The 24,183-nt window shown below is 61.9% G+C and carries 25 protein-coding genes; 13 read left to right on the top strand and 12 right to left on the bottom strand.

Translation table 11 applies throughout. The annotated features are described in order from the left end of the window. Nucleotides 1–25 precede the first annotated feature (25 nt). Entirely contained in the window at nucleotides 26–1,375 is a 1,350-nt protein-coding gene (gene glyA, locus AC3WRD_RS09215) for a serine hydroxymethyltransferase (RefSeq protein WP_096822219.1), read from the top strand. 94 nt (nucleotides 1,376–1,469) lie between these two features. Here glyA and AC3WRD_RS09210 read toward each other — a convergent pair whose 3' ends face one another. From AC3WRD_RS09210 to AC3WRD_RS09180, 7 genes are all read right to left on the bottom strand, one after another. Next, nucleotides 1,470–2,888, bottom strand: a complete 1,419-nt coding sequence (locus AC3WRD_RS09210) for an amino acid permease (protein WP_102620322.1) — start codon at nucleotides 2,886–2,888, stop codon at nucleotides 1,470–1,472. Nucleotides 2,889–3,714: 826 nt separating this feature from the next. Next, the gene (gene rluB / locus AC3WRD_RS09205; RefSeq protein ID WP_102620321.1) at nucleotides 3,715–4,932 is read right to left on the bottom strand and encodes a 23S rRNA pseudouridine(2605) synthase RluB; all 1,218 of its coding nucleotides are present in this window, start codon (nucleotides 4,930–4,932) and stop codon (nucleotides 3,715–3,717) included. A 155-nt stretch (nucleotides 4,933–5,087) separates the two neighbouring features. Then, complete coding sequence (locus AC3WRD_RS09200; protein WP_102620320.1) at nucleotides 5,088–5,279, bottom strand: DUF1289 domain-containing protein; 192 nt, start codon at nucleotides 5,277–5,279, stop codon at nucleotides 5,088–5,090. 2 nt (nucleotides 5,280–5,281) lie between these two features. Further along, the gene (gene scpB / locus AC3WRD_RS09195; RefSeq protein ID WP_102620319.1) at nucleotides 5,282–6,319 is read right to left on the bottom strand and encodes an SMC-Scp complex subunit ScpB; all 1,038 of its coding nucleotides are present in this window, start codon (nucleotides 6,317–6,319) and stop codon (nucleotides 5,282–5,284) included. A gap of 11 nt (nucleotides 6,320–6,330) precedes the next feature. Next, a complete protein-coding gene (locus AC3WRD_RS09190) occupies nucleotides 6,331–7,149 on the bottom strand; it encodes a segregation and condensation protein A (protein ID WP_096822223.1) in 819 nt (272 codons plus the stop codon). Beyond that, the gene (locus tag AC3WRD_RS09185; RefSeq protein WP_096822250.1) at nucleotides 7,150–7,779 is read right to left on the bottom strand and encodes an L-threonylcarbamoyladenylate synthase; all 630 of its coding nucleotides are present in this window, start codon (nucleotides 7,777–7,779) and stop codon (nucleotides 7,150–7,152) included. A 13-nt stretch (nucleotides 7,780–7,792) separates the two neighbouring features. Next, nucleotides 7,793–8,656: a PHP domain-containing protein gene (locus tag AC3WRD_RS09180; protein ID WP_096822224.1), complete on the bottom strand. Its 864-nt coding sequence runs from the start codon at nucleotides 8,654–8,656 to the stop codon at nucleotides 7,793–7,795. 87 nt (nucleotides 8,657–8,743) lie between these two features. On the opposite strand from AC3WRD_RS09180, the gene AC3WRD_RS09175 reads away from it, so the two are divergent. The 6 genes from AC3WRD_RS09175 to AC3WRD_RS09150 all read left to right on the top strand — a co-directional run bounded on the left by AC3WRD_RS09175 (nucleotide 8,744) and on the right by AC3WRD_RS09150 (nucleotide 12,857). Continuing rightward, nucleotides 8,744–9,340: a septation protein A gene (locus AC3WRD_RS09175; protein ID WP_102620318.1), complete on the top strand. Its 597-nt coding sequence runs from the start codon at nucleotides 8,744–8,746 to the stop codon at nucleotides 9,338–9,340. Between the two features lies 1 nt (nucleotide 9,341). Next, complete coding sequence (locus AC3WRD_RS09170) at nucleotides 9,342–9,641, top strand: YciI family protein (RefSeq protein ID WP_096822226.1); 300 nt, start codon at nucleotides 9,342–9,344, stop codon at nucleotides 9,639–9,641. A 121-nt stretch (nucleotides 9,642–9,762) separates the two neighbouring features. Then, nucleotides 9,763–10,173: an SH3 domain-containing protein gene (locus tag AC3WRD_RS09165; RefSeq protein ID WP_096822227.1), complete on the top strand. Its 411-nt coding sequence runs from the start codon at nucleotides 9,763–9,765 to the stop codon at nucleotides 10,171–10,173. A gap of 7 nt (nucleotides 10,174–10,180) precedes the next feature. Continuing rightward, a complete protein-coding gene (locus AC3WRD_RS09160) occupies nucleotides 10,181–10,858 on the top strand; it encodes a response regulator transcription factor (protein ID WP_096822228.1) in 678 nt (225 codons plus the stop codon). A gap of 141 nt (nucleotides 10,859–10,999) precedes the next feature. Continuing rightward, nucleotides 11,000–11,449: a Spy/CpxP family protein refolding chaperone gene (locus AC3WRD_RS09155; RefSeq protein ID WP_102620317.1), complete on the top strand. Its 450-nt coding sequence runs from the start codon at nucleotides 11,000–11,002 to the stop codon at nucleotides 11,447–11,449. Nucleotides 11,450–11,516: 67 nt separating this feature from the next. After that, nucleotides 11,517–12,857 (top strand): sensor histidine kinase, encoded by a 1,341-nt coding sequence (locus AC3WRD_RS09150; RefSeq protein ID WP_102620316.1) that lies wholly within the window; start codon nucleotides 11,517–11,519, stop codon nucleotides 12,855–12,857. A 12-nt stretch (nucleotides 12,858–12,869) separates the two neighbouring features. Here the strand turns inward: AC3WRD_RS09150 and AC3WRD_RS09145 are convergent, their stop codons facing one another. Further along, nucleotides 12,870–13,436, bottom strand: coding sequence for a nitroreductase family protein (locus tag AC3WRD_RS09145; protein ID WP_096822230.1), 567 nt, complete (start codon nucleotides 13,434–13,436; stop codon nucleotides 12,870–12,872). A gap of 121 nt (nucleotides 13,437–13,557) precedes the next feature. Between AC3WRD_RS09145 and AC3WRD_RS09140 the strand changes: the two genes are divergently transcribed. Then, nucleotides 13,558–15,012, top strand: coding sequence for a TrkH family potassium uptake protein (locus tag AC3WRD_RS09140; RefSeq protein WP_096822231.1), 1,455 nt, complete (start codon nucleotides 13,558–13,560; stop codon nucleotides 15,010–15,012). Here AC3WRD_RS09140 and AC3WRD_RS09135 read toward each other — a convergent pair. Next, nucleotides 14,969–16,030, bottom strand: coding sequence for an AraC family transcriptional regulator (locus tag AC3WRD_RS09135; RefSeq protein WP_207267951.1), 1,062 nt, complete (start codon nucleotides 16,028–16,030; stop codon nucleotides 14,969–14,971). The genes AC3WRD_RS09140 and AC3WRD_RS09135 overlap by 44 nt on opposite strands. A gap of 167 nt (nucleotides 16,031–16,197) precedes the next feature. Here AC3WRD_RS09135 and AC3WRD_RS09130 point away from each other — a divergent pair, with 167 nt between their 5' ends. Next, nucleotides 16,198–16,509, top strand: a complete 312-nt coding sequence (locus AC3WRD_RS09130; RefSeq protein ID WP_102620314.1) for an Mpo1-like protein — start codon at nucleotides 16,198–16,200, stop codon at nucleotides 16,507–16,509. A 24-nt stretch (nucleotides 16,510–16,533) separates the two neighbouring features. Continuing rightward, nucleotides 16,534–17,124: an HD domain-containing protein gene (locus AC3WRD_RS09125; protein WP_096822234.1), complete on the top strand. Its 591-nt coding sequence runs from the start codon at nucleotides 16,534–16,536 to the stop codon at nucleotides 17,122–17,124. Nucleotides 17,125–17,138: 14 nt separating this feature from the next. Here the strand turns inward: AC3WRD_RS09125 and AC3WRD_RS09120 are convergent, their stop codons facing one another. Beyond that, entirely contained in the window at nucleotides 17,139–17,954 is an 816-nt protein-coding gene (locus AC3WRD_RS09120; RefSeq protein ID WP_007958385.1) for a UDP-2,3-diacylglucosamine diphosphatase, read from the bottom strand. Nucleotides 17,955–18,086: 132 nt separating this feature from the next. Here AC3WRD_RS09120 and AC3WRD_RS09115 point away from each other — a divergent pair, with 132 nt between their 5' ends. Next, entirely contained in the window at nucleotides 18,087–18,851 is a 765-nt protein-coding gene (locus AC3WRD_RS09115) for a helix-turn-helix transcriptional regulator (RefSeq protein WP_102620313.1), read from the top strand. Nucleotides 18,852–18,923: 72 nt separating this feature from the next. Continuing rightward, a complete protein-coding gene (locus AC3WRD_RS09110) occupies nucleotides 18,924–19,817 on the top strand; it encodes a DMT family transporter (protein WP_096822236.1) in 894 nt (297 codons plus the stop codon). Here the strand turns inward: AC3WRD_RS09110 and AC3WRD_RS09105 are convergent. Next, a complete protein-coding gene (locus tag AC3WRD_RS09105) occupies nucleotides 19,811–20,098 on the bottom strand; it encodes an Rdx family protein (RefSeq protein WP_102620312.1) in 288 nt (95 codons plus the stop codon). The two genes, AC3WRD_RS09110 and AC3WRD_RS09105, sit on opposite strands and share 7 nt — an antisense overlap. 71 nt (nucleotides 20,099–20,169) lie before the next feature. Between AC3WRD_RS09105 and AC3WRD_RS09100 the strand changes: the two genes are divergently transcribed. Then, on the top strand, nucleotides 20,170–22,359 hold the full coding sequence (locus AC3WRD_RS09100) for a patatin-like phospholipase family protein (RefSeq protein WP_102620311.1): 2,190 nt from the start codon (nucleotides 20,170–20,172) through the stop codon (nucleotides 22,357–22,359). 6 nt (nucleotides 22,360–22,365) lie between these two features. Here the strand turns inward: AC3WRD_RS09100 and AC3WRD_RS09095 are convergent, their stop codons facing one another. Further along, nucleotides 22,366–24,162 carry a motility hub landmark protein FimV gene (locus AC3WRD_RS09095; RefSeq protein ID WP_102620310.1) on the bottom strand — a complete coding sequence of 599 codons (1,797 nt, stop codon included), beginning with the start codon at nucleotides 24,160–24,162 and terminating at the stop codon, nucleotides 22,366–22,368. Nucleotides 24,163–24,183: the final 21 nt, after the last annotated feature.

Below are 24,183 nucleotides of genomic sequence, written 5' to 3'. Positions count from 1 at the left end.
AACAAACAGGGAAGGAATACAGACAATGCCAGTCAATACCGAACAGCTTACGAACCAGGCCGACTTATTGCGACGTGGCCTGGCGGATCTCCGGGCGGAAGACGCCGAACTCGCACAGATCCTCGACGCTGAAGTCACGCGTCAACACCGGACTCTCTCGCTGGTCTCCTCCTCTTGCGCAGTCAAGCCTCGCACCTTGGTGGCATCGGCGTCGGCGCTGGTCAACGTGACGGCCGAGGGCATGCCCGGCAGGCGCTATAACGCCGGGTGCGAGAACGTCACCCGGGTCGAGTCGCTGGCCATCCGAAGAGCCCGGGAGCTGTTCGACGCCCAGTACGCCAACGTGCAGTCACACTCGGCGTCGAACGCCAACTACCAGGTGCTCACCGGCCTGCTTGAACCGGGAGATACGCTGCTGGGAATGGCCGTCGAACACGGAGGTCATCTCACCCACGGCAGCACCGCCGCGTTTTCGGGCGACCACTACAAGGCGATCCAGTACGGCACGACCGCCGACGGCCTGATCGATTACGACAACGTACGCCGACTGGCCCTCGACCACCGCCCGCGCATCATCATGTGCTGCGCCACCGCCTATTCACAGGTTGTGGACTTCGAACGGTTCCGTGAGATTGCCGATGAGGCCGGAGCGATTCTGCTCGCTGATATTTCGCACATCGCCGGACTGGTTGCCACCGGGCGACATCCGAGCCCGATCAACGTTGCACACGTCACCACGACCTGCACGCACAAGCAACTCATGGGCCCCCGCGGCGGCCTGATCCTTTCCGGCCGGGACGCGAACACCAAGGTACCCGGCCTGCGGACAACCTTCAGTCGCGCCCTTGATCAAGCCGTGTTTCCCGGAATGCAGGGCGCACCGGCCGTCAACATGATCGCGGCCAAGGCGGCGGCACTGGGCTATGCAAGGTCGGCCGAGTTCGACGCCTACATGGCGCGGATCCGGAGCACGGCCGATGAACTCGCCAGTGCGTTTCAGGCACATGACTACGAGGTCGTGGGCGGGCGCAGTGAGAACCACGCGATTCTGCTTCGGTTGCGCAGCGGTATCACCGGCGCCATTGCGGAGTCAGCGCTGGAGCACTGCGGGATCATCGTCAACAAACACCGCGTCCCCGGCGAGACCCGATCATCCCTCGTGACCAGTGGGCTGCGCATCGGCACTGGCTCCATCGCGCAACGCCACATCGACGCCCGGGGATGCCGGCAGATTGTCGATCTGATGTGCCGGATTCTGGACAACGTGACGCCGCTCGGCGAGCAGGACTACACGCTGGAACCCACGCTGAGGGAGCAATTCCGCCTACAGACCGAAGCGCTGTGCACGCTGTATCCCATCGCTGACTACGCATAGCAGCTGGAGTGGCTCGTAACTCGGAAAAGCCTCCAGACTCTGCAGAAACAAAAAACCCGGCACTTGGCCGGGTTTGTTGTTTCTGCAGAGTCGCTTATTTGGAAGCGCCTGCTGCAGTCAGCGCTTGCTGCGCACCACGCTTGTTCTTGATCACGTAGCAGACCCACATGAACACGACCCACACCGGAATCGCATACACCGAGATCTGGATGCCCGGGATCAGCAGCATCACACCCAGAATGAACGCCACGAACGCCAGGCAGATGTAGTTGCCGTACGGGTACCACAGCGCCTTGAACAGCGGCTTCTGGTTCGTCTTGTTCATGTGCTGGCGGAACTTGAAGTGCGAGAAGCTGATCATCGCCCAGTTGATCACCAGCGTTGCAACCACCAGCGACATCAGCAGTTCCAGCGCGTGTTGCGGGATCAGGTAGTTGAGCAGCACGGCCACCAGCGTGACCGCCGCCGACGCCAGGATCGAACGTACCGGCACGCCACGCTTGTCGATCTTCGCCAGGCCTTTCGGCGCATCACCCTGCTCAGCCATGCCCAGCAACATGCGGCTGTTGCAGTAGGTGCCGCTGTTGTACACCGACAGCGCGGCGGTCAACACCACGAAGTTGAGGATGTGCGCGGCGGTGCTGCTGCCGAGCATCGAGAACACTTGCACGAACGGGCTGCCGCTGTAGGAGTCGCCCGACGCATTGAGGGTTTCCAGCAGGCTGTCCCATGGGGTCAGCGACAGCAGGATCACCAGTGCGCCGATGTAGAAAATCAGGATCCGGTAGATCACCTGATTGATCGCTTTCGGGATCACGGTTTTCGGCTTGTCGGCTTCGGCGGCGGTGAAACCGAGCATTTCCAGACCACCGAATGAGAACATGATGATCGCCATGGCCATCACCAGACCGCTGACGCCGTTCGGGAAGAAGCCGCCGTGGGACCACAGGTTGCTGACCGAAGCCTGCGGGCCGCCATGGCCGCTGACCAGCAGATAGCTGCCCAGGGCAATCATGCCGACGATCGCCACGACCTTGATGATCGCGAACCAGAATTCGGCTTCACCGAAGACTTTGACGTTGGCCAGGTTGATCGCGTTGATCAGAAGGAAGAAGGCGGCGGCGGTGACCCAGCTCGGGATCTCCGGCGCCCAGTAGTGGATGTACTTGCCGACCGCAGTCAGCTCCGACATGCCCACCAGAATGTACAGGATCCAGCAGTTCCAGCCCGACAGGAAACCGGCGAAGCCGCCCCAGTACTTGTGCGCAAAGTGGCTGAAGGAGCCGGCCACCGGCTCTTCGACGATCATCTCGCCGAGCTGGCGCATGATCATGAAAGCGATGAAGCCGCAGATGGCATAGCCGAGGATCATCGACGGGCCGGCGGATTTCAGCACCCCGGCCGAGCCGAGGAACAATCCGGTACCGATCGCGCCACCGAGGGCGATCAGTTGAATGTGGCGATTTTTCAGGCCGCGTTTCAGCTCGCCTGATTGCGAGTTTTGTCCACTCATGAAAAAGGTCTCACGCAAGGTTTGATGATGTTCAGTAGACGTTGCTGCAAGGTTGCGATTTCAACCAACCTTGATCAAACCCCAGCGCAGGCACCAGGAATTCAGCTTTTTTACAACGGTCATGCGTCACCTGTTTGTTTTTATCTGTGACGAAATCGAACCCGACACGCTCGTGACGCGACGGAGTGAACAAGGCGGATAGCCTTGAGGTATGCGCGATTACGCAGAGGGTCACAGTTAAAACGCGGCGCATTGTACACCGCTAACCCCCTGCTGCCAGACCCCGCTGGATCAGCGTGTCGGTTGCCGGGATTGCGTGTGTCCGCCCCGAGAGGCTCGGGCGGCTGCAAAAATTGAGTCAGGCCTTTGCAGGCCATCGGCGTGGACGATGAAAAATCCGTCCCACGTAGAGAAGTGAAAATGGATATCGGCGTTCATTGCGCCTCCTTCTTGTTATGCACCTGCACGACAGGCATGGGGCGCATCTCACCTCTCAAACGAGCCTGAAACAAGCACGCCAGAGCCCTGCGCCGGCCCATATCGACAGGGCTTCGGCAGGTTTTCCTTACAGCCTTGCAAAGGCGCACGATCCATGGGACTCCGGGGCTATTTCCGTAAATATTTACTGACAGCGCGTAACGTAAAGTTTCCACAGCAGACGAATCGAGAAGGGGTCCACCCGTGGCTGTTAGCTCACTAACTATTTGAAAGTGCTTCAGGTTTTTTGTTTTCAAATCAGAAAAAACCGCTGAAAAAAAGAAATAAAAAATCCAAAAAAAAACGCCAACCCGAAGGTTGGCGTTTTTTCATTCAGCGCTGAATACGATCATTCAGGCTTCTTGCGACCGAAACCCGGACGCTGGCCGGAACCGGCCGGTGCGCCACGACGCTTGCCCGACGACTTGTCATCGTCAGCCAGTTTGATGCCTGGACGCTTCGGCGCAGGCTTGGCCGGGCGCTTGGTGTCGGCTGGACGATCCGCCACCGGCGTACCGCGACCGGCCGGAGCACCCCGCTCGCCACGCTCGGTACGGCCATTGGCCGGACGCGGAGCGCGCTCGCCGTCACGTGCTGCAGGCTTACGACCTGGACGCTCGCCTTCGATCTGTGGCTCACGCACTTGACGCGGGCCGGCAGCCGCCGGTGCGCCATTGGCAGGACGCAGGGTGCGCACGCGCTCGGTACGGGCCATCGGGCGCGACGACTTGCGCTGCATGCGGTCGAGCTTGTCTTTGCTCTTGGCGTTCAGTTGCGGCATGGCTACCGGGGTCAGGCCGACTTCAGCACTCAGAATATCGACTTCGTACTGGCTCATTTCGCGCCAGCGGCCCATCGGCAGGTCGGAGTTGAGGAACACCGGACCGAAACGCACGCGCTTCAGGCGGCTGACCACCAGACCCTGGGATTCCCACAGACGACGCACTTCACGGTTGCGACCTTCCATCACCACGCAGTGGTACCAGTGGTTGAAGCCTTCGCCACCCGGTGCCTGTTTGATGTCGGTGAAACGCGCCGGGCCGTCTTCCAGCACAACGCCGGCCTTCAGACGTTCGATCATCTCGTCATCGACTTCGCCGCGAACACGGACCGCGTACTCACGGTCCATCTCGTAGGACGGGTGCATCAGGCGGTTGGCCAGCTCACCGTCGGTGGTGAACATCAGCAGGCCGGTGGTGTTGATGTCGAGACGACCGATGTTGATCCAGCGCCCTTCTTTCGGACGCGGCAACTTGTCGAACACGGTCGGACGGCCTTCCGGGTCGTCACGGGTGCAGATCTCGCCATCGGGCTTGTTGTACATGATCACGCGGCGGACCGACTCGGCAGCCTCTTCACGCTTGATGACCTTGCCATCAATGGTGATTGCATCGTGCATGTCGACGCGCAGGCCGAGGGTGGCGTCTTTGCCGTTGACCTTGATCCGGCCCTGGCTGATCCACGCTTCCACGTCACGGCGCGAGCCGACGCCGATACGGGCGAGGACTTTCTGCAGTTTTTCGCCTGCTGGGCCGATTTCCTGGTCGTCTTTCTGGTTGTCACTCATCTGGGCACCTCCCGGTGTGGTCTGTTCAGCGGCTCAGGATTGAGCCCGCTGAAACGTTGAAATCTGGGTTTTCGGGCGAAGGGATCGCCGAAGGGTCGCGAATCATACGCGGATGTGTTCGTTCGCGCATCAGAGACTAGTCGATCGAGGCAAGGTTATTTCTTTTTCCGCCGACCGGTGGCACCGAGCTTGATCAGGCGCAGCGAAGCTTCGGCGAGCACCGTGCGCTTGTCGTCCTTGTCGAGTTTCTTCCAGGCCCTGATCTCGCGCTTGCTGCGACCGCAGCCAAGGCAGACGTCGTCGCTGAACTTGCAGAGGCTGATGCACGGGTCCTTGGCTGAGCTCATGCTCAATCTTCGAACTCGCGGCGCTCGGCTTCGATGGCCTCGGCCAGGGCGCGGGCTTCGGCTTCTTCTTCGCTCAGTTCTTCCTCTGCGGAGGGTTCCGGAGCAGGCTGTTCAAGCCGGGCGACGGCGGCCAGCAGTTTCTCCCGGGCTTCGGCAACACCGAGCACATCGTCTTCCTGCTCGGGCTCAGGCTCGGGCTCAAACTCAGGCTCAAATTCTGATTCAGGTTCAAAATCGTCCTCCGGTTCTGCTTCGGGCTCAGCCTCGACCGGCGCTTCGACCGAATCGGACTCAAACCCCGACCGCATCGGCTCGCCATCCGCGACATCACGCAGCAAATCGTCGAAGTCGGTCTTGATCCCCTCCTCCATGCTGTCCAGTTCCAGCAGCAGCGTGTGGAAACTGGTTTCCTCTTTCGGCTCTTCCGGTTCGGCGCTGGCATCGGCCAATTCCTGCAAGCCCGGCGGCACTGGAGCGTCGTCGAAGTCGAGCACCGGATCCGGCTCGATCTCGCGCAGTTCGGCCAGCGGCGGCAACTCGTCGAGGCTCTTGAGGTTGAAGTGATCGAGAAACAGCTTGGTGGTGGCGAACATCGCCGGTTTGCCCGGCACATCGCGGTAACCAACGATGCGGATCCACTCACGCTCCATCAGCGTCTTGACGATGTTGGTGTTGACCGCCACGCCACGCACGTCTTCGATCTCGCCGCGGGTGATCGGCTGGCGATAGGCAATCAACGCCATGGTTTCCAGCAGGGCCCGAGAATAACGCTGCGGGCGCTCTTCCCACAGTCGGCCGACCCATGGCGCGAACTTCTCGCGAATCTGCAGGCGATAGCCGGAGGCAACCTCCACGAGCTCGAACGCACGCCCCTCGCAGGACTTGCCGAGCAGGGTCAGGGCTTTCTTGAAGACCGGCGGTTCCGGCCGTTCGCCTTCCTCGAACAACTCGTACAGGCGTTCAAGGGTTTGCGGCTTTCCCGAGGCCAACAGAAAGGCTTCAAGCAGGGGCGCCAGCTCGCGGGGTTCACTCAGGTTCATATCGGGACTCGTTATTCGGCTCGGGCTCGCACGTGGATCGCGGCGAACGGCTCATTCTGCACCAGCTCGACCAAGGATTCCTTGACCAGTTCAAGGATCGCCATGAAGGTCACCACCACACCGAGCCTGCCTTCCTCGGCAGTGAACAGCTCGACGAACGGCACAAACCCGGCACCCTTGAGCCGTTCCAGCACATCGCTCATGCGTTCGCGGGTGGACAGTGCCTCGCGGCTGACCTGATGGCTTTCGAACATGTCGCCACGGCGCAGCACTTCGGCCATGGACATCAATATCTCTTCCAGCGCCACGTCCGGCAACAGCTTGCGCGCCCGGGCTTCCGGGGCATCGAGCTTGGGCACGATCACGTCGCGGCCGACCCGGCTCAGGCCGTCGATGCCTTCGGCAGCGGCCTTGAAGCGTTCGTATTCCTGCAGGCGACGGATCAGTTCGGCGCGCGGGTCGTCCTCTTCCTCTTCGACGGTTTCGGCCCGGGGCAGCAGCATCCGCGACTTGATCTCGGCCAGCATCGCCGCCATCACCAGATACTCGGCGGCCAGTTCCAGGCGCACCGACTGCATCAACTCGACATAGCCCATGTACTGGCGGGTGATTTCCGCCACCGGGATGTCGAGGATGTTGATGTTCTGTTTGCGGATCAGGTACAGCAGCAGATCGAGCGGGCCTTCGAAGGCTTCGAGGAAGACTTCCAGGGCGTCCGGCGGGATGTACAGGTCCAGCGGCATTTCCGTGACGGCCTGGCCATAGACCATCGCAAACGGCAGTTCCTGCTGGGCACCGGCCTGGGGATCAACGGTTTCCACTGCGGACATTCAGGCCTCGACCATGAACGGAGCCGGATCGCCGCAACCGACGCGGACCACTTCCGGATCGTCGCCGGTCAGGTCAATCACGGTGGAGGCCTTGATGCCACCGAAACCGCCGTCGATGATCAGGTCCACTTGATGCTCGAGCAACTGGCGCATTTCGTACGGATCGCTCAGCGGGTCTTCATCGCCCGGCATGATCAGGGTCACGCTCATCAGCGGCTCGCCCAGTTCGGCAAGCAACGCCAAAGCGATCGGATGGCTCGGCACCCGCAGGCCGATGGTGCGCTTCTTCGGGTGCAGCAAAAGCCGTGGCACTTCGCGGGTGGCGTTGAGAATGAACGTGTAAGGCCCCGGCAAATGAGCCTTGAGAATACGGAAGGTGCCGGTGTCGATCTTGGCGTAATTGCCCAGTTGCGACAGGTCGCTGCAGATCAGCGCGAAGTTGTGCTTTTCGTCGAGCTGACGCAGGCGTCGAACGCGCTCGATGCCGTTCTTGTCGCCGATCTGGCAACCGATTGCGTAGGAAGAGTCCGTTGGATAGACCACCACCCCGCCTTTGCGGATGATTTCGACCGCCTGTTTGATCAGGCGCGCTTGCGGGTTTTCCGGATGGATCTGGAAAAATTGACTCACATTCTCTACCTGTTCAGACGGCGGCAATAACTGTGTCATGTTTGAACCGACACCACAGGGGTGGAAGGTCCTCCGGCACCGGCCGGTACTGGCCGATCTCGGACCAGCCACCAGGGCCATGGAAATCACTGCCGGCGCTGACCAGCAGACCGAACTCACGGGCAAGGATTGCAAGGCTGCCCACCTGTTCCGCAGGCTGATGACCGTTGACCACTTCGATCGCATGCCCGCCCGCTTGAATATAGTCGGCAATCAGCTTTCGGCGCTTGCTGCGCGTGAAATCGTAGTGCCAGGGATGCGCCAGGCTGACCCACGCCCCGGCGGCACGCAGCGTGCCAACGGTGTCTTCGAGGGTCGGCCAGTGTTGCTTGACGTCCCCCAGCTTGCCGGCGCCGAGCCATTTGCGGAACGCCTCGGCGCGATCCTTGACGAAACCTTCACGCACCATCCAGTCGGCGAAATGCGGACGGGCCGGCGCGTTGCCGCTGTCGCCCAGTTCCTGCTGGATCTGCCGTGCGCCGTCGAGCGCATTCGGCATGCCCTTGAGGGCGAGCTTGCGGCTTATTTCTTCAGACCGTAGCCAGCGGCCATCGTGCAGCTTCGCAATCGCCTCAACCAATGGCGCGGCGTTGACGTCGAAACCGTAGCCCAGCACGTGAATGGTGGCACCGCCCCAGGTGCAGGACAGCTCGACGCCGTTGACCAGTTGCATCCCCAGTTCCGTGGCCGCGATGCGCGCCTCGGCCAGGCCTTCGAGGGTATCGTGATCGGTCAGGGCCAGGACTCGCACGCCGTTCTCGAACGCACGCGCAACCAGTGCCGCAGGCGCCAAGGCGCCATCGGAGGCCGTGCTATGGCAGTGCAAATCAACATTCACGGGGATGTGTAACCTCAAATCAGCTGGCGCTATCGCGCGCCCATATGTTTGTTATTATGCCGCCACATCCAGCTTCTGGCTCTCACTGTGAAACAATTCATCGATTTCATCCCGCTTCTGCTGTTCTTCATCGTCTACAAACTCGATCCACGCACCGTCGACGTCGCCGGTCATGAGTTGACGGTTGGCGGCATTTACAGCGCCACCGCCGTGCTGATCATCAGCTCCCTGGTGGTCTATGGCGCGCTCTTCATCAAGCAGCGCAAGCTGGAAAAGAGCCAGTGGCTGACCCTGATCGCCTGCCTCGTGTTCGGCAGCCTGACCCTGGCCTTCCACAGCGAAACCTTCCTGAAATGGAAAGCCCCGGTGGTCAACTGGCTGTTCGCCCTGGCCTTCCTCGGCAGCCATTTCATCGGTGACCGCCTGCTGATCAAACGCATCATGGGTCACGCAGTGACGCTGCCGGAACCGATCTGGGCGCGCCTGAACATCGCCTGGATCGCTTTCTTGCTGTTCTGCGGCGCCGCCAACCTGTTCGTCGCCTTCACCTTCCAGGACTACTGGGTGGACTTCAAGGTATTCGGCAGCCTGGGCCTGACCGTGCTGTTCCTGGTCGCTCAGGGCATCTACCTGACCCGTCACCTGCACGACGCCGATACCACAACGCCAAAAACCGAGGACTGACATGCTCTACGCAATCATTGCCACCGACGTCGCCAACTCCCTGGACGCGCGCCTCGCCGCCCGCCCGGCCCACCTTGAACGCCTGCAAGTGCTCAAGGGCGAAGGCCGCATCGTCCTGGCCGGCCCGCACCCGGCCGTCGACAGCAATGATCCGGGCGCTGCGGGTTTCACCGGCAGCCTGATCGTCGCCGAATTTGACTCCCTGAGCGCTGCGCAAGCCTGGGCCGATGCCGATCCGTACATCGCCGCCGGTGTCTACGCCAATGTTGTCGTGAAGCCGTTCAAGCAAGTCCTGCCGTAACTTTCCCCCGCCCGTGTCCCCACGCGATGAACCTTGTCGGTTCATCGCGTTCTCAATCGCTCATTATTCTCGTTTGCCGGCCGACAACCTGCCCAATATCCATTTGGTAACAGGAGTCGCGATGCGCAAGGGTCCGTTGTGTCTGATGTTGGTCACGTTGTCGATCGTGGCGCCCGCCCATGGTGTAGAAACCACCGAAAGCGGCAACTCCACGCCGCTTTCGTTGAGCGCCGGCAGCCAGATCACCGAGTTGCAGCAGCGCCTGAAGGCCAGCGAGCAGCAGCGGGAAGAACTGAGCAAACAACTGCAAGATGCCGACAACACCCGCGAAAGCGCCCAGCTTGCCCGGTTGCGCCAAGAGAACCAGCGCCTGAAGCTGCAACTCAAGGAAGCCCAGGCCAGCCCGCTGCCGCGCCTGCTGACCGAACAGCAGCAATGGTTCGTCACCGGTGCCGGGGTAGCGCTATTGGCCCTGCTCTGCGGTATCTTTGCCAGTGGTGCAAGTCGAAAACGTCGACAATGGCTAAATTGAGTGAGTCATGAGCGAGCTGTTACTGATTGATGATGACGAGGAGCTGTGTGAGCTCCTGAGCAGTTGGCTGAGCCAGGAAGGCTTTCAGGTCCGTGCGTGTCACGACGGCCAGAGCGCCCGCAAGGCACTGGCCGAGACCGCGCCTGCCGCCGTGGTGCTGGACGTGATGCTCCCTGACGGCAGCGGTCTGGAACTGCTCAAGCAACTGCGCAACGACCACCCCGATCTGCCGGTGCTGATGCTCTCGGCTCGCGGCGAGCCGCTGGATCGCATCCTCGGCCTGGAACTGGGTGCCGACGATTACCTGGCCAAACCGTGCGACCCGCGCGAGCTCACCGCGCGCCTGCGCGCTGTGCTGCGCCGCAGTCACCCGGCCGCCGTCTCGACCCAACTTGAGTTGGGTGATTTGAGTTTCAGCCCGGTGCGTGGCGTGGTCAGCATCGACGAGAAGGAATTCACCCTCACCGTTTCCGAAAGCCGCCTGCTCGAAGCCCTGCTCAAGCAACCCGGCGAGCCGCTGGACAAACAGGAACTGGCGCAGATCGCCCTCGGCCGCAAGCTGACCTTGTACGACCGCAGCCTGGACATGCACGTCAGCAACCTGCGCAAGAAGATCGGCCCCCACGCCGACGGCCGCCCGCGCATCGTCGCCCTGCGCAGCCGCGGCTACTATTACAGCCTCTGAATCCCCGCACCCGGACGCTTTGTCAGTTTGATGACAAAGCGTCTTTACCCAAGCTTTACCCAGCGCTGACCGCCGCTGACCTTGATCTCCGTAATCTGGACTCATCCGGAACGTACCGGGAACGAGACAAGGAGATACACCATGCGCAAGACTCTTATCGCTCTGATGTTCGCTGCCGCTCTGCCAACCGTCGCCATGGCCGTGCCGCAGGATGGTGGCCCGATGGGTGGGCCGGACGGTGGCTGGCGCCACGGCGGTCAGATGCACGGCATGCACGGCAAAGGCCCGTACAGCCAGTTGGACCTGTCCCGTGAACAGCGCGAGCAGATCCGCAAGATCATGGGCGAACAGATGCACGAACGTAAGCAGACGGTCGAGAAATACCTGGAGAAACTCTCGCCAGCCGACCAGAAAGCCATGAAGGACGAGATGGCGGCCAACCACAAGAAAGCCGAATCCGATGTCCGCGCCGTGCTGAAGCCGGATCAACAGAAGAAATTCGACGAGATCCAGAAGAAACAGGACGAGCGTCGCGCCGAATGGGCTGAATTCAAGGCCTGGAAAGCGCAACAACCGCAAAAGGCGCAATAATGTTCTAGCGTCACGCCCCGACCCAACGGCTCGCCGCCGTTGGGTTTTCTTTGTTTGAGGACTTTCCGTGCGTTCATTGTTCTGGCGTATTCTCGCGAGCTTCTGGCTGGCCATCGCTCTGGTTGCAGGGCTTTCCATTCTGCTGGGGCACATGCTCAACCAGGACGCGTGGATCCTCAGCCGCCATCCGGGCCTCAACACCCTGGCCGCCGACTGGACGCAGACCTACGAAACCCAGGGCGAAGACGCCGCCCAGGACATCCTCGAACAACGCAAACGCCAATACCACATCGACGTGCAAGTGCTGAACGAGAGCGGCGACCCGGTGGTGCGTGGCACCTTCCCCCGTCGCGCGGCCGCTTTCGAAGCACGGCAGAACAATGACGACCGACGCCTGCCATGGCGACGTCTGACCGATGAATTCACCAGCGAAAAAAGCGGCGACACCTACCTCTTCATCTACCGCATCCCGCACCCGGAACTCGACGCCTGGCACCGCGAAAGCCTGCTCTGGCCATTGAGTGCGCTGGGGATCGCACTGGTGGTGCTGACCCTGTTCAGCCTGCTGGTGACCTTCTCCATCACCCGTCCGCTCAGCCGTTTGCGCGGCGCGGTGCACGATCTGGGGCAGACCACCTATCAGCAGAACAGCCTGGCGAAACTGGCCAACCGTCGCGATGAGTTCGGCGTGCTCGCCAACGATTTCAACCGCATGGGCGCACGCCTGCAAAGCCTGATCGGCAGTCAGCGCCAGTTGCTGCGAGACGTGTCCCACGAGCTGCGCTCACCGCTGGCACGGCTGCGTATCGCGCTGGCACTGGCCGAACGGGCGAGCCCGGAAGAACGGGAAAAACTCTGGCCACGCCTGACCCGCGAGTGCGATCGGCTGGAAGCGTTGATCAGTGAAATTCTGGTGCTGGCGCGGGTCGATGCTGACAACGCCAGTGCCGAAGCCGTGGATCTGAATGCCCTGCTGGGCTCTTTGCAAAAGGACGCGCAACTCGGCTCGCCGGAGCAGACCGTCCGCCTGGAGGCCGAGCCGCAACTCAACATGACGGGATGGCCGACCATGATCGAGCGCGCCGTGGACAACCTGCTGCGCAATGCCCAGCGCTTCAACCCGGTAGGGCAGTCGATCGAAATGCAGGCTTCACGTCAGGGCGAGCGGATCGTGGTCAGCGTGCGCGACCACGGGCCGGGGGTGCAGGCCGAACATTTGAATCAGTTGGGCGAACCGTTTTATCGGGCACCGGGGCAGACTGCGGCCGGACATGGCCTGGGCCTGGCGATCGCCCGGAGAGCGGCGGAGCGACATGGCGGGACGCTGGTGCTGGCCAATCACCCGCAGGGCGGGTTTGTGGCCAGTCTTGAATTGCCGCTGGAGCCGGGGGCCGTTGTTCAGCCCTGATGATCCTCAGTGTCATGCCTTACCCGGCCAGGCACTGACAAACTCCGCCAGATCAACCTTCTCGGCCACTCGCGGTTCTTTCTGCGGGGTGCCGAGGTACAGGAACGCAATCACCTCTTCGCCATCCGTCAGCCCCAAACCCTTGGCGACATGCTTCGAGTACGCCAGATCACCCGTACGCCACACCGCACCAATCCCCTGCGCGTAGGCCGCCAGCAGAATCCCGTGCGCCGCACAGCCCGCCGCCAGCAACTGCTCGGCCTTCGGGTATTTGACGTGTTCCTGCAACTTGGCGATGACCACCACCACCAGCGGCGCCCGCAGCGGGCCGTTGCGGGCCTTGTCGATCATCGCTTCGGTGACTTCGCCTTCCTGCATCTGCGCCGCTTCGGCCAGCAACTCGCCCATCTGCTCACGCGCCGCGCCTTCGACGGTCAGGAAGCGATACGGCTGCAAATGCCCGTGATCCGGTGCACGGGTCGCGGCGGCAAACAGCACTTCGCGCTGTTCGGCGGTGGGGGCCGGATCGATCAGTCGTGGAACGGAAACACGGTTGAGCAAAGCGTCGAGAGCCTGCATCGGCCACCTCCTGAAAAAAATGTCCGGCTATTCTAGCTGCAAGTGATCCGGCCGCGTCGGTTTACATGCCTTGCCCCGCAGGTAGAATGGCGCCCTTCCCACATCAGCCCGAGCGGACTTCATGGCGTTGCCGACCTTACGGATCATTGGTTTCATCATCGGCATCTTCCTGATCACCCTGGCCATCGCCATGGTCGTGCCCATGGCCACCCTGGTGATTTTCGACCGCACCGGCGATCTGCCGTCGTTCCTCTGGGCGAGCATGATCACCTTCCTCGCCGGCCTTGCGCTGGTGATTCCCGGACGCCCGGAACACATTCACCTGCGTCCCCGCGACATGTACCTGCTGACCGTCACCAGTTGGCTGGTGGTGTGCATCTTCGCCGCGCTGCCGTTTTTGCTGACCCAGCACATCAGCTACACCGACTCGTTCTTCGAAAGCATGTCCGGCATCACGGCCACCGGCTCGACCGTATTGAGCGGGCTGGACACCATGTCCCCGGGCATCCTGATGTGGCGCTCGCTGCTGCACTGGCTCGGCGGCATCGGCTTCATCGGCATGGCGGTGGCGATTCTGCCGCTGCTGCGCATCGGCGGCATGCGCCTGTTCCAGACCGAATCCTCGGACCGCTCGGAAAAGGTCATGCCCCGCTCGCACATGGTGGCGCGGCTGATCGTGGCGGCATACGTGGGCATCACCATTCTCGGCAGCCTGGCGTTCTGGTGGGCGGGCATGAGCCCGTTCGATGCGATCAACCACGCGATGTCGGCAATCTCCACCGGCGGTTTCTCGACCTCCGACCAATCTCTGGCCAAGTGGACGCAACCGGCGGTGCACTGGGTGGCAGTGGTGGTGATGATCCTCGGCAGCCTGCCGTTCACCCTGTACGTGGCGACGCTGCGCGGCAACCGTCGGGCGCTGATCAAGGATCAACAGGTGCAGGGTTTGCTCGGCATGTTGCTGGTGACCTGGCTGGTGCTCGGCACGTGGTACTGGTGGACCACCAACCTGCATTGGCTGGACGCCCTTCGCCATGTGGCGCTGAACGTGACGTCAGTGGTCACCACCACCGGATTCGCATTGGGGGATTACAGCCTGTGGGGGAATTTCTCACTGATGCTGTTCTTCTATCTGGGCTTCGTCGGTGGCTGCTCCGGCTCGACGGCGGGCGGGATCAAGATCTTCCGATTCCAGGTCGCCTACATCCTGCTCAAGGCCAACCTTAATCAGCTGATTCACCCACGGGCGGTAATCAAGCAGAAGTACAACGGTCATCGCCTCGACGAGGAAATCGTCCGGTCGATCCTGACGTTCTCGTTCTTCTTCGCCATTACCATCTGCGTGATCGCCCTGCTGCTGTCGCTGCTGGGCGTGGACTGGATGACCGCGTTGACCGGCGCCGCCAGCACCGTATCCGGCGTCGGCCCGGGACTGGGCGAAACCATCGGCCCGGCCGGCAACTTCGCCAGTCTGCCGGATGCGGCCAAGTGGATTCTGTCGTTCGGCATGCTGCTCGGCCGACTGGAGATCATTACGGTGTTTGTGCTGTGTATTCCGGCGTTCTGGCGTCACTGATCGCGTTTGGCGCCTCCAGCAACCGCGCCCGATAATCGCCGGGCGTGGTGTCGAACCAGCGGCGGAAGGCACGGAAGAAATTGCTCGGATCGGCAAACCCCAGCAGATAGGCAATCTCCAGCAAGGTCATGCTCGGCTGCGCCAGGTATTGCTCGGCGAGTTCTCGGCGCGTGTCGTCGAGCAACTGCTGAAAACTGGTGCCCTCCTCCTGCAAACGCCGTTGCAAGGTGCGCTGCGACAAGTGCAGGGTCTGCGCCACCGTATCGCGCTTGGGCTCGCCCTGAGGCAACAGACGGCACAACACCTGGCGCGCTTTGTGGGTCACGCGGCTTTCGGAAAACCGCGCCAGATATTCCCCGGCAAACCGGTCGTGCAGCAGCGCCATCGCCTCGTTGGCGGTGGGCAGCGGCGCTTCCATGTCCGCGCGCTCGAAGATCAGCGCGTCATACGGCGCGTTGAACACCAGCGGTGCATGAAAGGCTTGCCTGTAAGGTTGAAGATCATCGGGCTCGTCGCCCTGCACCAGCACTTTGCGCGGGTGCAGCGTGCGCCCGGTCAGCCAGCCGCACAGCGCCAGCGCGCAGGCCAGCGAGGCTTCGGCACTTTGCCGGGTCGGCGGCAGATGATCGCCGTGCACCGTCAGAATCAGCGCATAACCTTCGTCGAGCAGGCGAAAACTCAAGTCGGCACTTTCGGCAATGATCCGCTGATAACGCACCAGTCGCTGAAAGCCTTCGGCCAGGGTGTTGCTGGACATCAGCGCGTAGCCCGCCACATGGAACGACGCCGGTCGCACCACCTTGCCCATGTTCAGACCGATGGCGGGATTGCCGGACAGCTCGACCGCCCGTTGCCAGAGTCGGGTCATTGAATCCTGCGGGAAGCGTGCGTCCGGATCCTCCAGCGCCGCGTAGTCGAGCCCCAGCTGTTTGAACAGAACCCGGCAATCCAGGCCGTCCATTTCCAGTGCCTTGACAATCCCCATCGCCCAGCTTGCAGATGTCGTTCGTTCGCTCATGGCGTTTTTTCTTGGATGACATGGTGAGCCGCATACTACGGCCGATTTCCCAAGGATAGTAAAGTGGCGCCGATTGTCACTGGCCGACGCCAATGATCACTCTAGACTCAAATAAGCTACCCGCCGAACAACTTGCAATCAGAACAATAACCACAGAGATCGCGGTCGTGGAAACCATCAAGCCTTTCAACAGCTTCGCCGAGTTCTATCCGTATTACCTCAGCGAACATAGCAACAGCACCTGCCGTCGCCTGCATTTCATCGGCACGACGCTGGTGATCTTCATTCTCGCGATGACCATCGCCAAGGGCGCCTGGCTGCTGTTGCTGGCCCTGCCGCTGGCCGGCTACAGCTTTGCCTGGGTCGGCCATTTCTTTTTCGAGAAGAACCGGCCGGCGACATTCCAGCATCCGCTCTACAGCCTGCTGGGGGATTTCGTCATGTACCGCGACATGATCCTGGGCCGCGTGGCGTTCTAGAAACCCTGACCAAGAGGATTGCCGATGAATGCCAATGCCCGTTTCACTCATATGAAGGACGGCACGCAGGAAGACTGGGCGATCATCGCGGCGGACTTCAGCGCCTACGCCCGTCAACTGCCGGGCCGGATCATGGCGCACCTGAAATTGCTCGAAGGTGATTTCGGCGGGTTTCCGGTGGATCGCCTGACCCACTCGCTGCAAACCGCGACCCGTGCATATCGCGACGGACGCGACGAGGAATACGTGGTCTGCGCCCTGCTCCACGACATCGGCGACACGCTGGGCTCCTACAATCACCCGGACATCGCCGCCGCCATTCTCAAGCCGTTCGTCAGCGCCGAGAACCTGTGGATGGTGGAAAAGCACGGGATCTTCCAGGGCTACTACTTCTTCCATCACCTGGGCATGGATCGGCACCTGCGCGAGCAGTTCAGCGGTCATCCGCAGTATCAGGCGACCGCGGAATTCTGCGCGAAATACGACGCGGCGGCATTCGACCCGGATTACGACACCCTGCCGCTGAGCTTCTTCGAACCGATGATGGAGCGCCTGTTCGCCCGGCCGAAGAACTCCATCTACAAGGCTGCGATGGAAGAACACGCCCCGGCCTGAGCTGATTTGAAAACTCAGGCCAGCTCGGCAACCTTGGCCGCTTTCAGTTCGGCCTCCCGCGCCTGCGCATCCGCCAGGCGATACAGCTCGATCGTGCCGTCCCAGTGTTCGATCAGCGCCGTGCACGACTCCACCCAGTCACCGCAATTGAGGTAATCCACCTCGCCGACCTTGCGTATCTCGGCATGGTGAATGTGCCCGCAGACCACGCCGTGCAATTCGCGCTTCACGCACTCGTGAGCGATGGCTTCTTCGAAGTCGCTGATGAAGCTCACCGCTGTCTTCACCTTGTGCTTGAGATAGGCCGACAGCGACCAATAGCCGTAACCGTATTTCGCCCGCCAGTGATTGAGCCAGCGATTGAGGGTCAGGGTGAATTCGTAGGCCGAATCGCCAAGGAACGCCAGCCAGCGGTGATAACGGGTGATCACGTCGAACTGGTCGCCGTGGATCACCAGCAAATGCCGGCCATCGGCCGTGACGTGCACCGCTTCGTCGACCAACTGGATGTTGCCCAGGATCAGTTTCGAATAGCGACGCAGGAATTCGTCATGGTTGCCGGTGACGTAGATCACCTCGGTGCCGCGCTTGCTCATGGTCAGCAAGCGGCGGATCACGTTGGTGTGCGCCTGGGGCCAGTACATGCCGCCGCGCAGTTTCCAGCCGTCGATGATGTCACCGACCAGGTAGATCTTGTCGGCGTGATAGCCCTTGAGAAATTGCGACAGATGCTCGGCCTGGCAATCCCGCGTGCCCAGATGCACGTCGGAAATCCACAAGGTGCGAACCCTTTGTTTACGGCTGGGTCTGGCGAGCTCGGCGCTGGTCATGGGCAACCCTCTGCGATGTTTTCGCCACTGTGCGCGAGCCCGGTTAATCGACCATGACAGGCGTGCGTCAGTCTTGTGACAAACGCGTCGCCCCTGCGCCGGTGTAGACTGGCAGCTCGCCCGGAGACCGCCATGCCACCGATCCTGACCCTGCGCCATTACAGCCACGACCTGATCGCCCACAGTCACGACCACGCCCAACTGGTGTTCGGCCTGTCGGGTGCGCTGGATTTCGAGGTCGAAGGGCATGGCAGCCAGGTATTGCAGCAGAGTTTCGTGGTGATTCCCTCCGGCGCGCATCACGCGTGCGGCAGCCCCAAGGGCAGCCGTTGTCTGGTGCTGGACGTGCCGGACGATCAATGGTTGTCACGCTCACTGGGCGATCACGCCGACGCCAGCCGCCGCCTGCTGGACAACGCCGCGCGTCTGTCGCTGGATGCCGGCCAGGGCCAACTGGTCAATTGGCTGGCGAACAGCCCGGTGGACGATCCGCTGATTGCGCAACAGGGCGCGGTGCTGTTGCTGGCGAGCCTGAATCACGCGCAACCTGCCGAGGTCTGCGCCCGTCGCCTGCCCTACGCGGCCCTCGATGCGCACATCGAGCAATACGCGGCCTATCCGCTGCAGGTCGCGGATCTGGCGCGTGTCGCCGGACTATCCAGCGCCCGATTGCATGCGCGGTTCGTCGCCGAATGCGGGCAGACACCCATGGATTACATTCGCAGTCGACGGCTGCATAAGGCCGTCACGCTGTTGCGGGACACCACGCTAGCCATCGGGGAAGTGGCCAGCCGTGTAGGCTATGGATCGCAAAGTGCGTTCTCGGCCGCCGTCCTGCGTGAATTCGGTACCTCTCCTACACAATTGCGACGCGAGGCTGACGACAAAAGTCGATAGTCTGCCGACAGACTTTTCGGCCGCTACACGCTTCAATGTGTGCCTGAAATGGTGTTTGGAAAAAGGACTGCAATGACTCCCCGTACTGCCCTTGGCGCCCTGCATATCGGCGCATTGATGTTCGGCCTGACCGGCGTCTTCGGCAAACTCGCCGCCGCAACGCCGGCGGTCATCGTCTTTGGACGGGCCGCGTTTGCCGTTCTTGCGCTGGCGTTCTTTGCCCGTTTCGCCAGCCAGCACGGCTGGCAAAAACTGCAAGCCGTGGACTGGCGACGACTGGCCCTGAGCGGTGTGCTGCTGGCCGGTCACTGGGTGAGTTTCTTCATTGCCGTGAAGGTGGCCGGCGTCGCGGTGGCCACCCTGGGTTTCGCCAGTTTTCCGGCCTTCACGGTCATCCTCGAAGGGTTGATCTTCCGCGAACGCATCCGTGCCAACGAAATCATTCTGGTGGCGCTGGTCAGTGTCGGCCTGGTGCTGGTGACCCCGGCGTTCGACCTGGCCAGCGGCGCCACCACCGGGCTGCTCTGGGCGATTCTTTCCGGCCTGCTGTTTTCACTGTTGTCGCTGACCAACCGTGCCAGTTCCGGGCGCATCCCGGCAGTGCAGGCAGCGCTGTGTCAGAACGTGGTGGTAGCGCTGTGTCTGCTGCCGGTGGCGGCGCCGCAACTGAGTGAAGTGCGCGCCATCGACTGGTTGTGGATCGCCCTGCTGGGGGTATTCTGCACCGGCGTCGCCCACAGCCTGTTCGTCGCCAGTCTCGCCGTGATCAAGGCGCGAACTGCGGCGGTGGTGTTCGCCATGGAGCCGGTTTACGGCATTACCGTCGCGTGGCTGCTGTTCGATGAAAACCCGACCCTGCGGATGCTGCTCGGCGGCGCGCTGATCATCGTCGCCATCGTTGTGTCGAGCCAGATGTCAGGCAGCGCCAGCAAAAAAACGGTGGAGGCCGAGGCTGCGTCTCATTGAGTGCGGTCGTTATGGCCGAGGTCGCGGTCAGGGTCGATCTGGTCGCGGACTCGCTGCTTGAGCACCTTGGCCTCGGGGAAGCCACCGTCGACCTTGCGCTCCCAGATCTGCACATCGTTGCAACTGATGTGAAAGATCCCGCCGGTGCCCGGCACCAGTGACACTTTGCCAAGATCGTCGCCGAAGGTGCTGAGCAACTCCTGCGCCAGCCACGCCGCGCGCAACAGCCACTGGCATTGCGTGCAATAAGTAATGACGATTTCCGGTTTTGTGGCGGTCATGATCGTTGAAACTCCTGAGCCAGAGGGCGCCGCTATAATAGCCGGCTTTAACGCTTGCCCCGAGACTCACAATGCGTCGTCTGCTGATCTGCCTTTTGCTTGGTTTCCTTCCGCTGTTCGTTCATGCCAGTGAAGCGCCGCGACCGAAAGTCGGCCTGGTGCTGTCCGGCGGTGCGGCCCGCGGGCTGGCACACATCGGCGTGCTCAAGGCGCTGGAAGAGCAAGGCATCAAGATCGATGCGATTGCCGGCACCAGCATGGGTGCAGTGGTCGGTGGCCTCTACGCCTCGGGTTACAAGATCGACGAACTGGAAAAACTCGCCCTGAGCATCGACTGGCAGCAGGCCCTGTCCGATGCCCCGCCCCGGGAAGACGTACCGTTTCGACGCAAACAGGATGACCGCGATTTTCTGGTGAAGCAGAAACTGAGCTTTCGCGACGACGGCAGCCTCGGCCTGCCGCTGGGGGTGATTCAGGGACAGAACCTGGCGTTACTGCTGGAAAGCCTGCTGGCCCACACCAGCGACACCCGTGATTTCGACAAGCTGCCGATCCCGTTCCGCGCCGTGGCCACCGACATCGCCAACGGCGAAAAAGTGGTGTTTCGCAAAGGCCACCTGCCCCAGGTGATTCGCGCCAGCATGTCGATCCCGGCCGTGTTCGCCCCGGTCGAGCTTGATGGCCGGCTGCTGGTGGACGGCGGCATGACCGATAACATTCCCCTCGATGTGGCCCGGGAAATGGGCGTCGACGTGGCCATCGTGGTCGACATCGGCACCCCGCTGCGCAACCGCAAGCAACTGACCACCGTGGTCGATGTACTGAACCAGTCGATCACCCTGATGACCCGGCGCAACTCCGAAGAACAATTGGCGGCGCTGCACCCGAATGACGTCCTGATCCAACCGCCGCTGGCCAGTTTCGGCGCCACCGATTTCGGTCGTGCCGAGGAAATGATCGATGCCGGTTACCGCGCCGCCAAGGCCCTCGACGCCCGCCTCGCCCGATTGAAACCCGCCGTGTCTCAGGACGCCGAGCTCAACGCCGCACGCGCACCGGGCCAGCGCACGCCGATCATCACCGCGATCAGGGTCGAGAACGACTCGAAAGTCGGCGACGACGTGATCCGTTACTACATCCGTCAGCCCATCGGCGAGCCGCTTGACCTTGGGCGTCTGCACTCGGACATGGGCACCTTGTACGGCCTGGATTACTTCGAACAGGTGCAGTACCGCGTGGTACACAAGGGCCAGGAACATACACTGGTGATCAGCGCCCGGGGCAAGCGCAGCGGCACCGACTACCTTCGGGTCGGCTTGAACCTGTCGGATGACATGCGCGGCGACAGCGCCTTCAACCTCGGTGCCAGCTACCGAATGAACGGGATCAACCGCCTCGGCGCTGAATGGCTGACCCGGGCGCAGATCGGCGACAAGCAGGAGCTCTATACCGAGTTCTATCAGCCGCTGGACGTCGGCTCGCGCTACTTCGTCGCACCGTATGCAGCGTTTGAAGCCCAGAACGTCGACTCGGTGCTCGACAATGACCCGATCGCCCAATATCGCGTCGAGCGCTATGGCTTCGGCCTCAATGTCGGCCGCCAGATCGGCAACAACGGTGAAATCCGCTTTGGTGTCGGCGAGGCCTGGGGCAAAGCGGATGTGCGAATCGGCGATCAGAATCTGCCGAGCGAACACTTCAACGAAGGCTTCTATGCGCTGAAATACTCGTTCGACTCACTGGACAATGTGTACTTCCCCCACGACGGCAAGGACATCAGCCTGACCCTGATGCAATTCGAACCGAGCCTGGGTTCCGACACGCGCTACCGGCAATGGGAGTTCAAATTGGACAAGGCCATGAGCAGCGGCCCGAATACGCTGATTCTGGGCGGTCGTTACGGGCGCACGCTGGACGATGCGAATGTGGTGACGTCGAGCTTCCTGTTGGGCGGCGCCCGACAACTGTCCGGTTTCCGCGAAGATGCCATCTCCGGGCAGAACGTCAGCCTGATGCGGGCGGTGTATTACCGCCGTCTGACGCCGCGCGCTTATCTGCCGCTGGATTTCCCGCTGTATGCCGGCGGCTCGCTGGAGCGCGGCCGGGCCTGGAACAACGACAACGAGTTCGACAGCGGCTACATCAATGCCGCCAGCGTATTCATCGGTTTCGACACACCGCTGGGGCCGCTGAACTTTAGTTATGGCCTGAACGATGCCAACGAACAGGCGGTTTACCTGAATCTGGGGCAGACCTTCTGACCCGGATCAGCGAATCCCGGCCAACAGGGTTCGGGCCGTTTGCCTGAGAGGCTCATCGCCTTCCTTCAGCAGCTCATTGAGCAAGGCGATCGCACTGTCGAGGTCGCCGTCGTCGATGCAGGTCTGGGCCTGCTCGAGCTTTCCGGCGTTGGCCGCCTCGGTCGGGCCCGGCTCGGCTTCCGGTAATTGCAGATTCAGTGGCTCCAGTTTCAGCGACTGACCGGGATCGCCAAATTCGTTGAGGAAGTCATCGTCTATCGGCTGCACATCCGGTTCGGCGATCCACTCCAGCTCCGTCGCCTCAGCGTCATCGTTGGCGGTTTGCGGCAGCTCGAAATCCTGTGGCAGCACTTGCAGGCTGGAACCCAGTGCCGACGGGGCCGACGAAGGTGTGTCCGTTGCCGGGCGACTGTCTTCCAGATCCCAGCTGGAATCCATCGACAGCTGCTCCAGATTCAGCTCGAAATCATCCTCGGCCAACGGTGTGGCGGGTGCAGCTTGCTCAACGGGCAGCGCGGCAATGACCGGAGCCGCCGCAGCCGGAGGTTCAGTCCTGGTCAGTTTCGGGTAGCGGGCCCGGATATCGAGCAATCGCTGTTCCTCGACACCGAGCTGGCGCAGGTGGTTTTCCTGTTCGTCATAGGCTGACTGGTCGCCCTGGCGCCCCAGCACCTCGAGCATCTGCACACCCAGATCGATGCGCTCCGGTTCTTTTTGCAAGGCGTCGCGCAGCAGACCGAGCGCTTCACCGAGCCGCCCATATGCCAGATAAATGCCGACCGCCTCCAGTACATCGCCTGCGGCCTGTTCGTCACGGTGCTCGACAGCCTCCTGAACCACGTTCTGACGAACGACCTCGGGTTCATTGAGCGCGGGTTCGCTTCGCTGGGGTGCCACCGCCGCAAGCCCGACAAGATTCGCTTCAGACTGGCGTCGGCGGCGTACATACAACACCGCCCCCAACAGGCCCAACAACACCAGCAAACCGCCAAGCAGCGGCCAGCTGACGGAGTCTTCCTGCGACTCTACCGGTGCAGCAACCGGAGCCGGGGCTTGCACAGGTGCTACCGGAGCCGGCGGCGCCTGTTGCACTTCCGCCAGACGGGCCTGCAAATCACCCAGCTGTTTCTTGCCGTCGGCGATCAGGATTTCCTGCGCCTGAAGCTTCACGTTCAGCTCATCGATGGTTTTCTGCAGTTGCTGGTTCTGCAGCACGCTGGCGGCCAACTGCTCGGCTTGCGCGTCGTTGGTCGCAGCCGTTTGCGGCACTGGCGCGGCGGGTGGCGCAGCAGGCTTGCTTTGGGTGCCGGCAGCAGGTGCCTCAGGCGTTGGAAACTCCGACGATTGCGCACGGACGTCAGGCTCGTCGGTGGCCGGCACGATGCCCGGCGAACCCGGCGGATCAATCAGCACCGTGTATTCGCGCAGCAGGTGGCCGTTGGGCTGATTGAGCTGCACAAGGAAATTCAGAAAGGGTTCGTTGACCGGTTTGCTGGAGGTCACCCGGATCAGGTTGCGATTGCCACGCAGGATCGGGGTGAACTTGAGGTCATTGAGGAAGAACACCCGCTCGACCCCGGCACGGCCGAATTCGTCCGCCGTGGCCAGACGGACCGAGAGCTCGCTTTCGCTGAGCCCGGCGACATCCACCAGCGCGATGTCGGCCTTGAGCGGCTGATTGAGGGCCGAGTGCACGGTAATGTCACCGAGCCCCAGCGCCAGTGACGCCGTGGACCAGGTGAGAACACCGGCCACCAGCAGTGAGTTGGCGCAACGCAGTACCACGTGCCGACTGTCGAGCATGAGCATCCCTTAAATAAGCAA

This window comes from Pseudomonas sp. FW215-R2 (genome assembly GCF_058789255.1).
Note: the sequence above shows the minus strand (reverse complement) of the source record. Positions and strands in the feature narration are given on the sequence as shown.

Coding starts and splice junctions, on each gene's coding strand:
- glyA (WP_096822219.1), top strand. CDS start 26: ATGCCAGTCAATACCGAACAGCTTACGAACCAGGCCGACTTATTGCGA.
- AC3WRD_RS09210 (WP_102620322.1), bottom strand. CDS start 2,888: ATGAGTGGACAAAACTCGCAATCAGGCGAGCTGAAACGCGGCCTGAAA.
- rluB (WP_102620321.1), bottom strand. CDS start 4,932: ATGAGTGACAACCAGAAAGACGACCAGGAAATCGGCCCAGCAGGCGAA.
- AC3WRD_RS09200 (WP_102620320.1), bottom strand. CDS start 5,279: ATGAGCTCAGCCAAGGACCCGTGCATCAGCCTCTGCAAGTTCAGCGAC.
- scpB (WP_102620319.1), bottom strand. CDS start 6,319: ATGAACCTGAGTGAACCCCGCGAGCTGGCGCCCCTGCTTGAAGCCTTT.
- AC3WRD_RS09190 (WP_096822223.1), bottom strand. CDS start 7,149: ATGTCCGCAGTGGAAACCGTTGATCCCCAGGCCGGTGCCCAGCAGGAA.
- AC3WRD_RS09170 (WP_096822226.1), top strand. CDS start 9,342: ATGCTCTACGCAATCATTGCCACCGACGTCGCCAACTCCCTGGACGCG.
- AC3WRD_RS09165 (WP_096822227.1), top strand. CDS start 9,763: ATGCGCAAGGGTCCGTTGTGTCTGATGTTGGTCACGTTGTCGATCGTG.
- AC3WRD_RS09160 (WP_096822228.1), top strand. CDS start 10,181: ATGAGCGAGCTGTTACTGATTGATGATGACGAGGAGCTGTGTGAGCTC.
- AC3WRD_RS09155 (WP_102620317.1), top strand. CDS start 11,000: ATGCGCAAGACTCTTATCGCTCTGATGTTCGCTGCCGCTCTGCCAACC.
- AC3WRD_RS09145 (WP_096822230.1), bottom strand. CDS start 13,436: ATGCAGGCTCTCGACGCTTTGCTCAACCGTGTTTCCGTTCCACGACTG.
- AC3WRD_RS09140 (WP_096822231.1), top strand. CDS start 13,558: ATGGCGTTGCCGACCTTACGGATCATTGGTTTCATCATCGGCATCTTC.
- AC3WRD_RS09135 (WP_207267951.1), bottom strand. CDS start 16,030: ATGAGCGAACGAACGACATCTGCAAGCTGGGCGATGGGGATTGTCAAG.
- AC3WRD_RS09125 (WP_096822234.1), top strand. CDS start 16,534: ATGAATGCCAATGCCCGTTTCACTCATATGAAGGACGGCACGCAGGAA.
- AC3WRD_RS09120 (WP_007958385.1), bottom strand. CDS start 17,954: ATGACCAGCGCCGAGCTCGCCAGACCCAGCCGTAAACAAAGGGTTCGC.
- AC3WRD_RS09115 (WP_102620313.1), top strand. CDS start 18,087: ATGCCACCGATCCTGACCCTGCGCCATTACAGCCACGACCTGATCGCC.
- AC3WRD_RS09110 (WP_096822236.1), top strand. CDS start 18,924: ATGACTCCCCGTACTGCCCTTGGCGCCCTGCATATCGGCGCATTGATG.
- AC3WRD_RS09105 (WP_102620312.1), bottom strand. CDS start 20,098: ATGACCGCCACAAAACCGGAAATCGTCATTACTTATTGCACGCAATGC.
- AC3WRD_RS09100 (WP_102620311.1), top strand. CDS start 20,170: ATGCGTCGTCTGCTGATCTGCCTTTTGCTTGGTTTCCTTCCGCTGTTC.
- AC3WRD_RS09095 (WP_102620310.1), bottom strand. CDS start 24,162: ATGCTCGACAGTCGGCACGTGGTACTGCGTTGCGCCAACTCACTGCTG.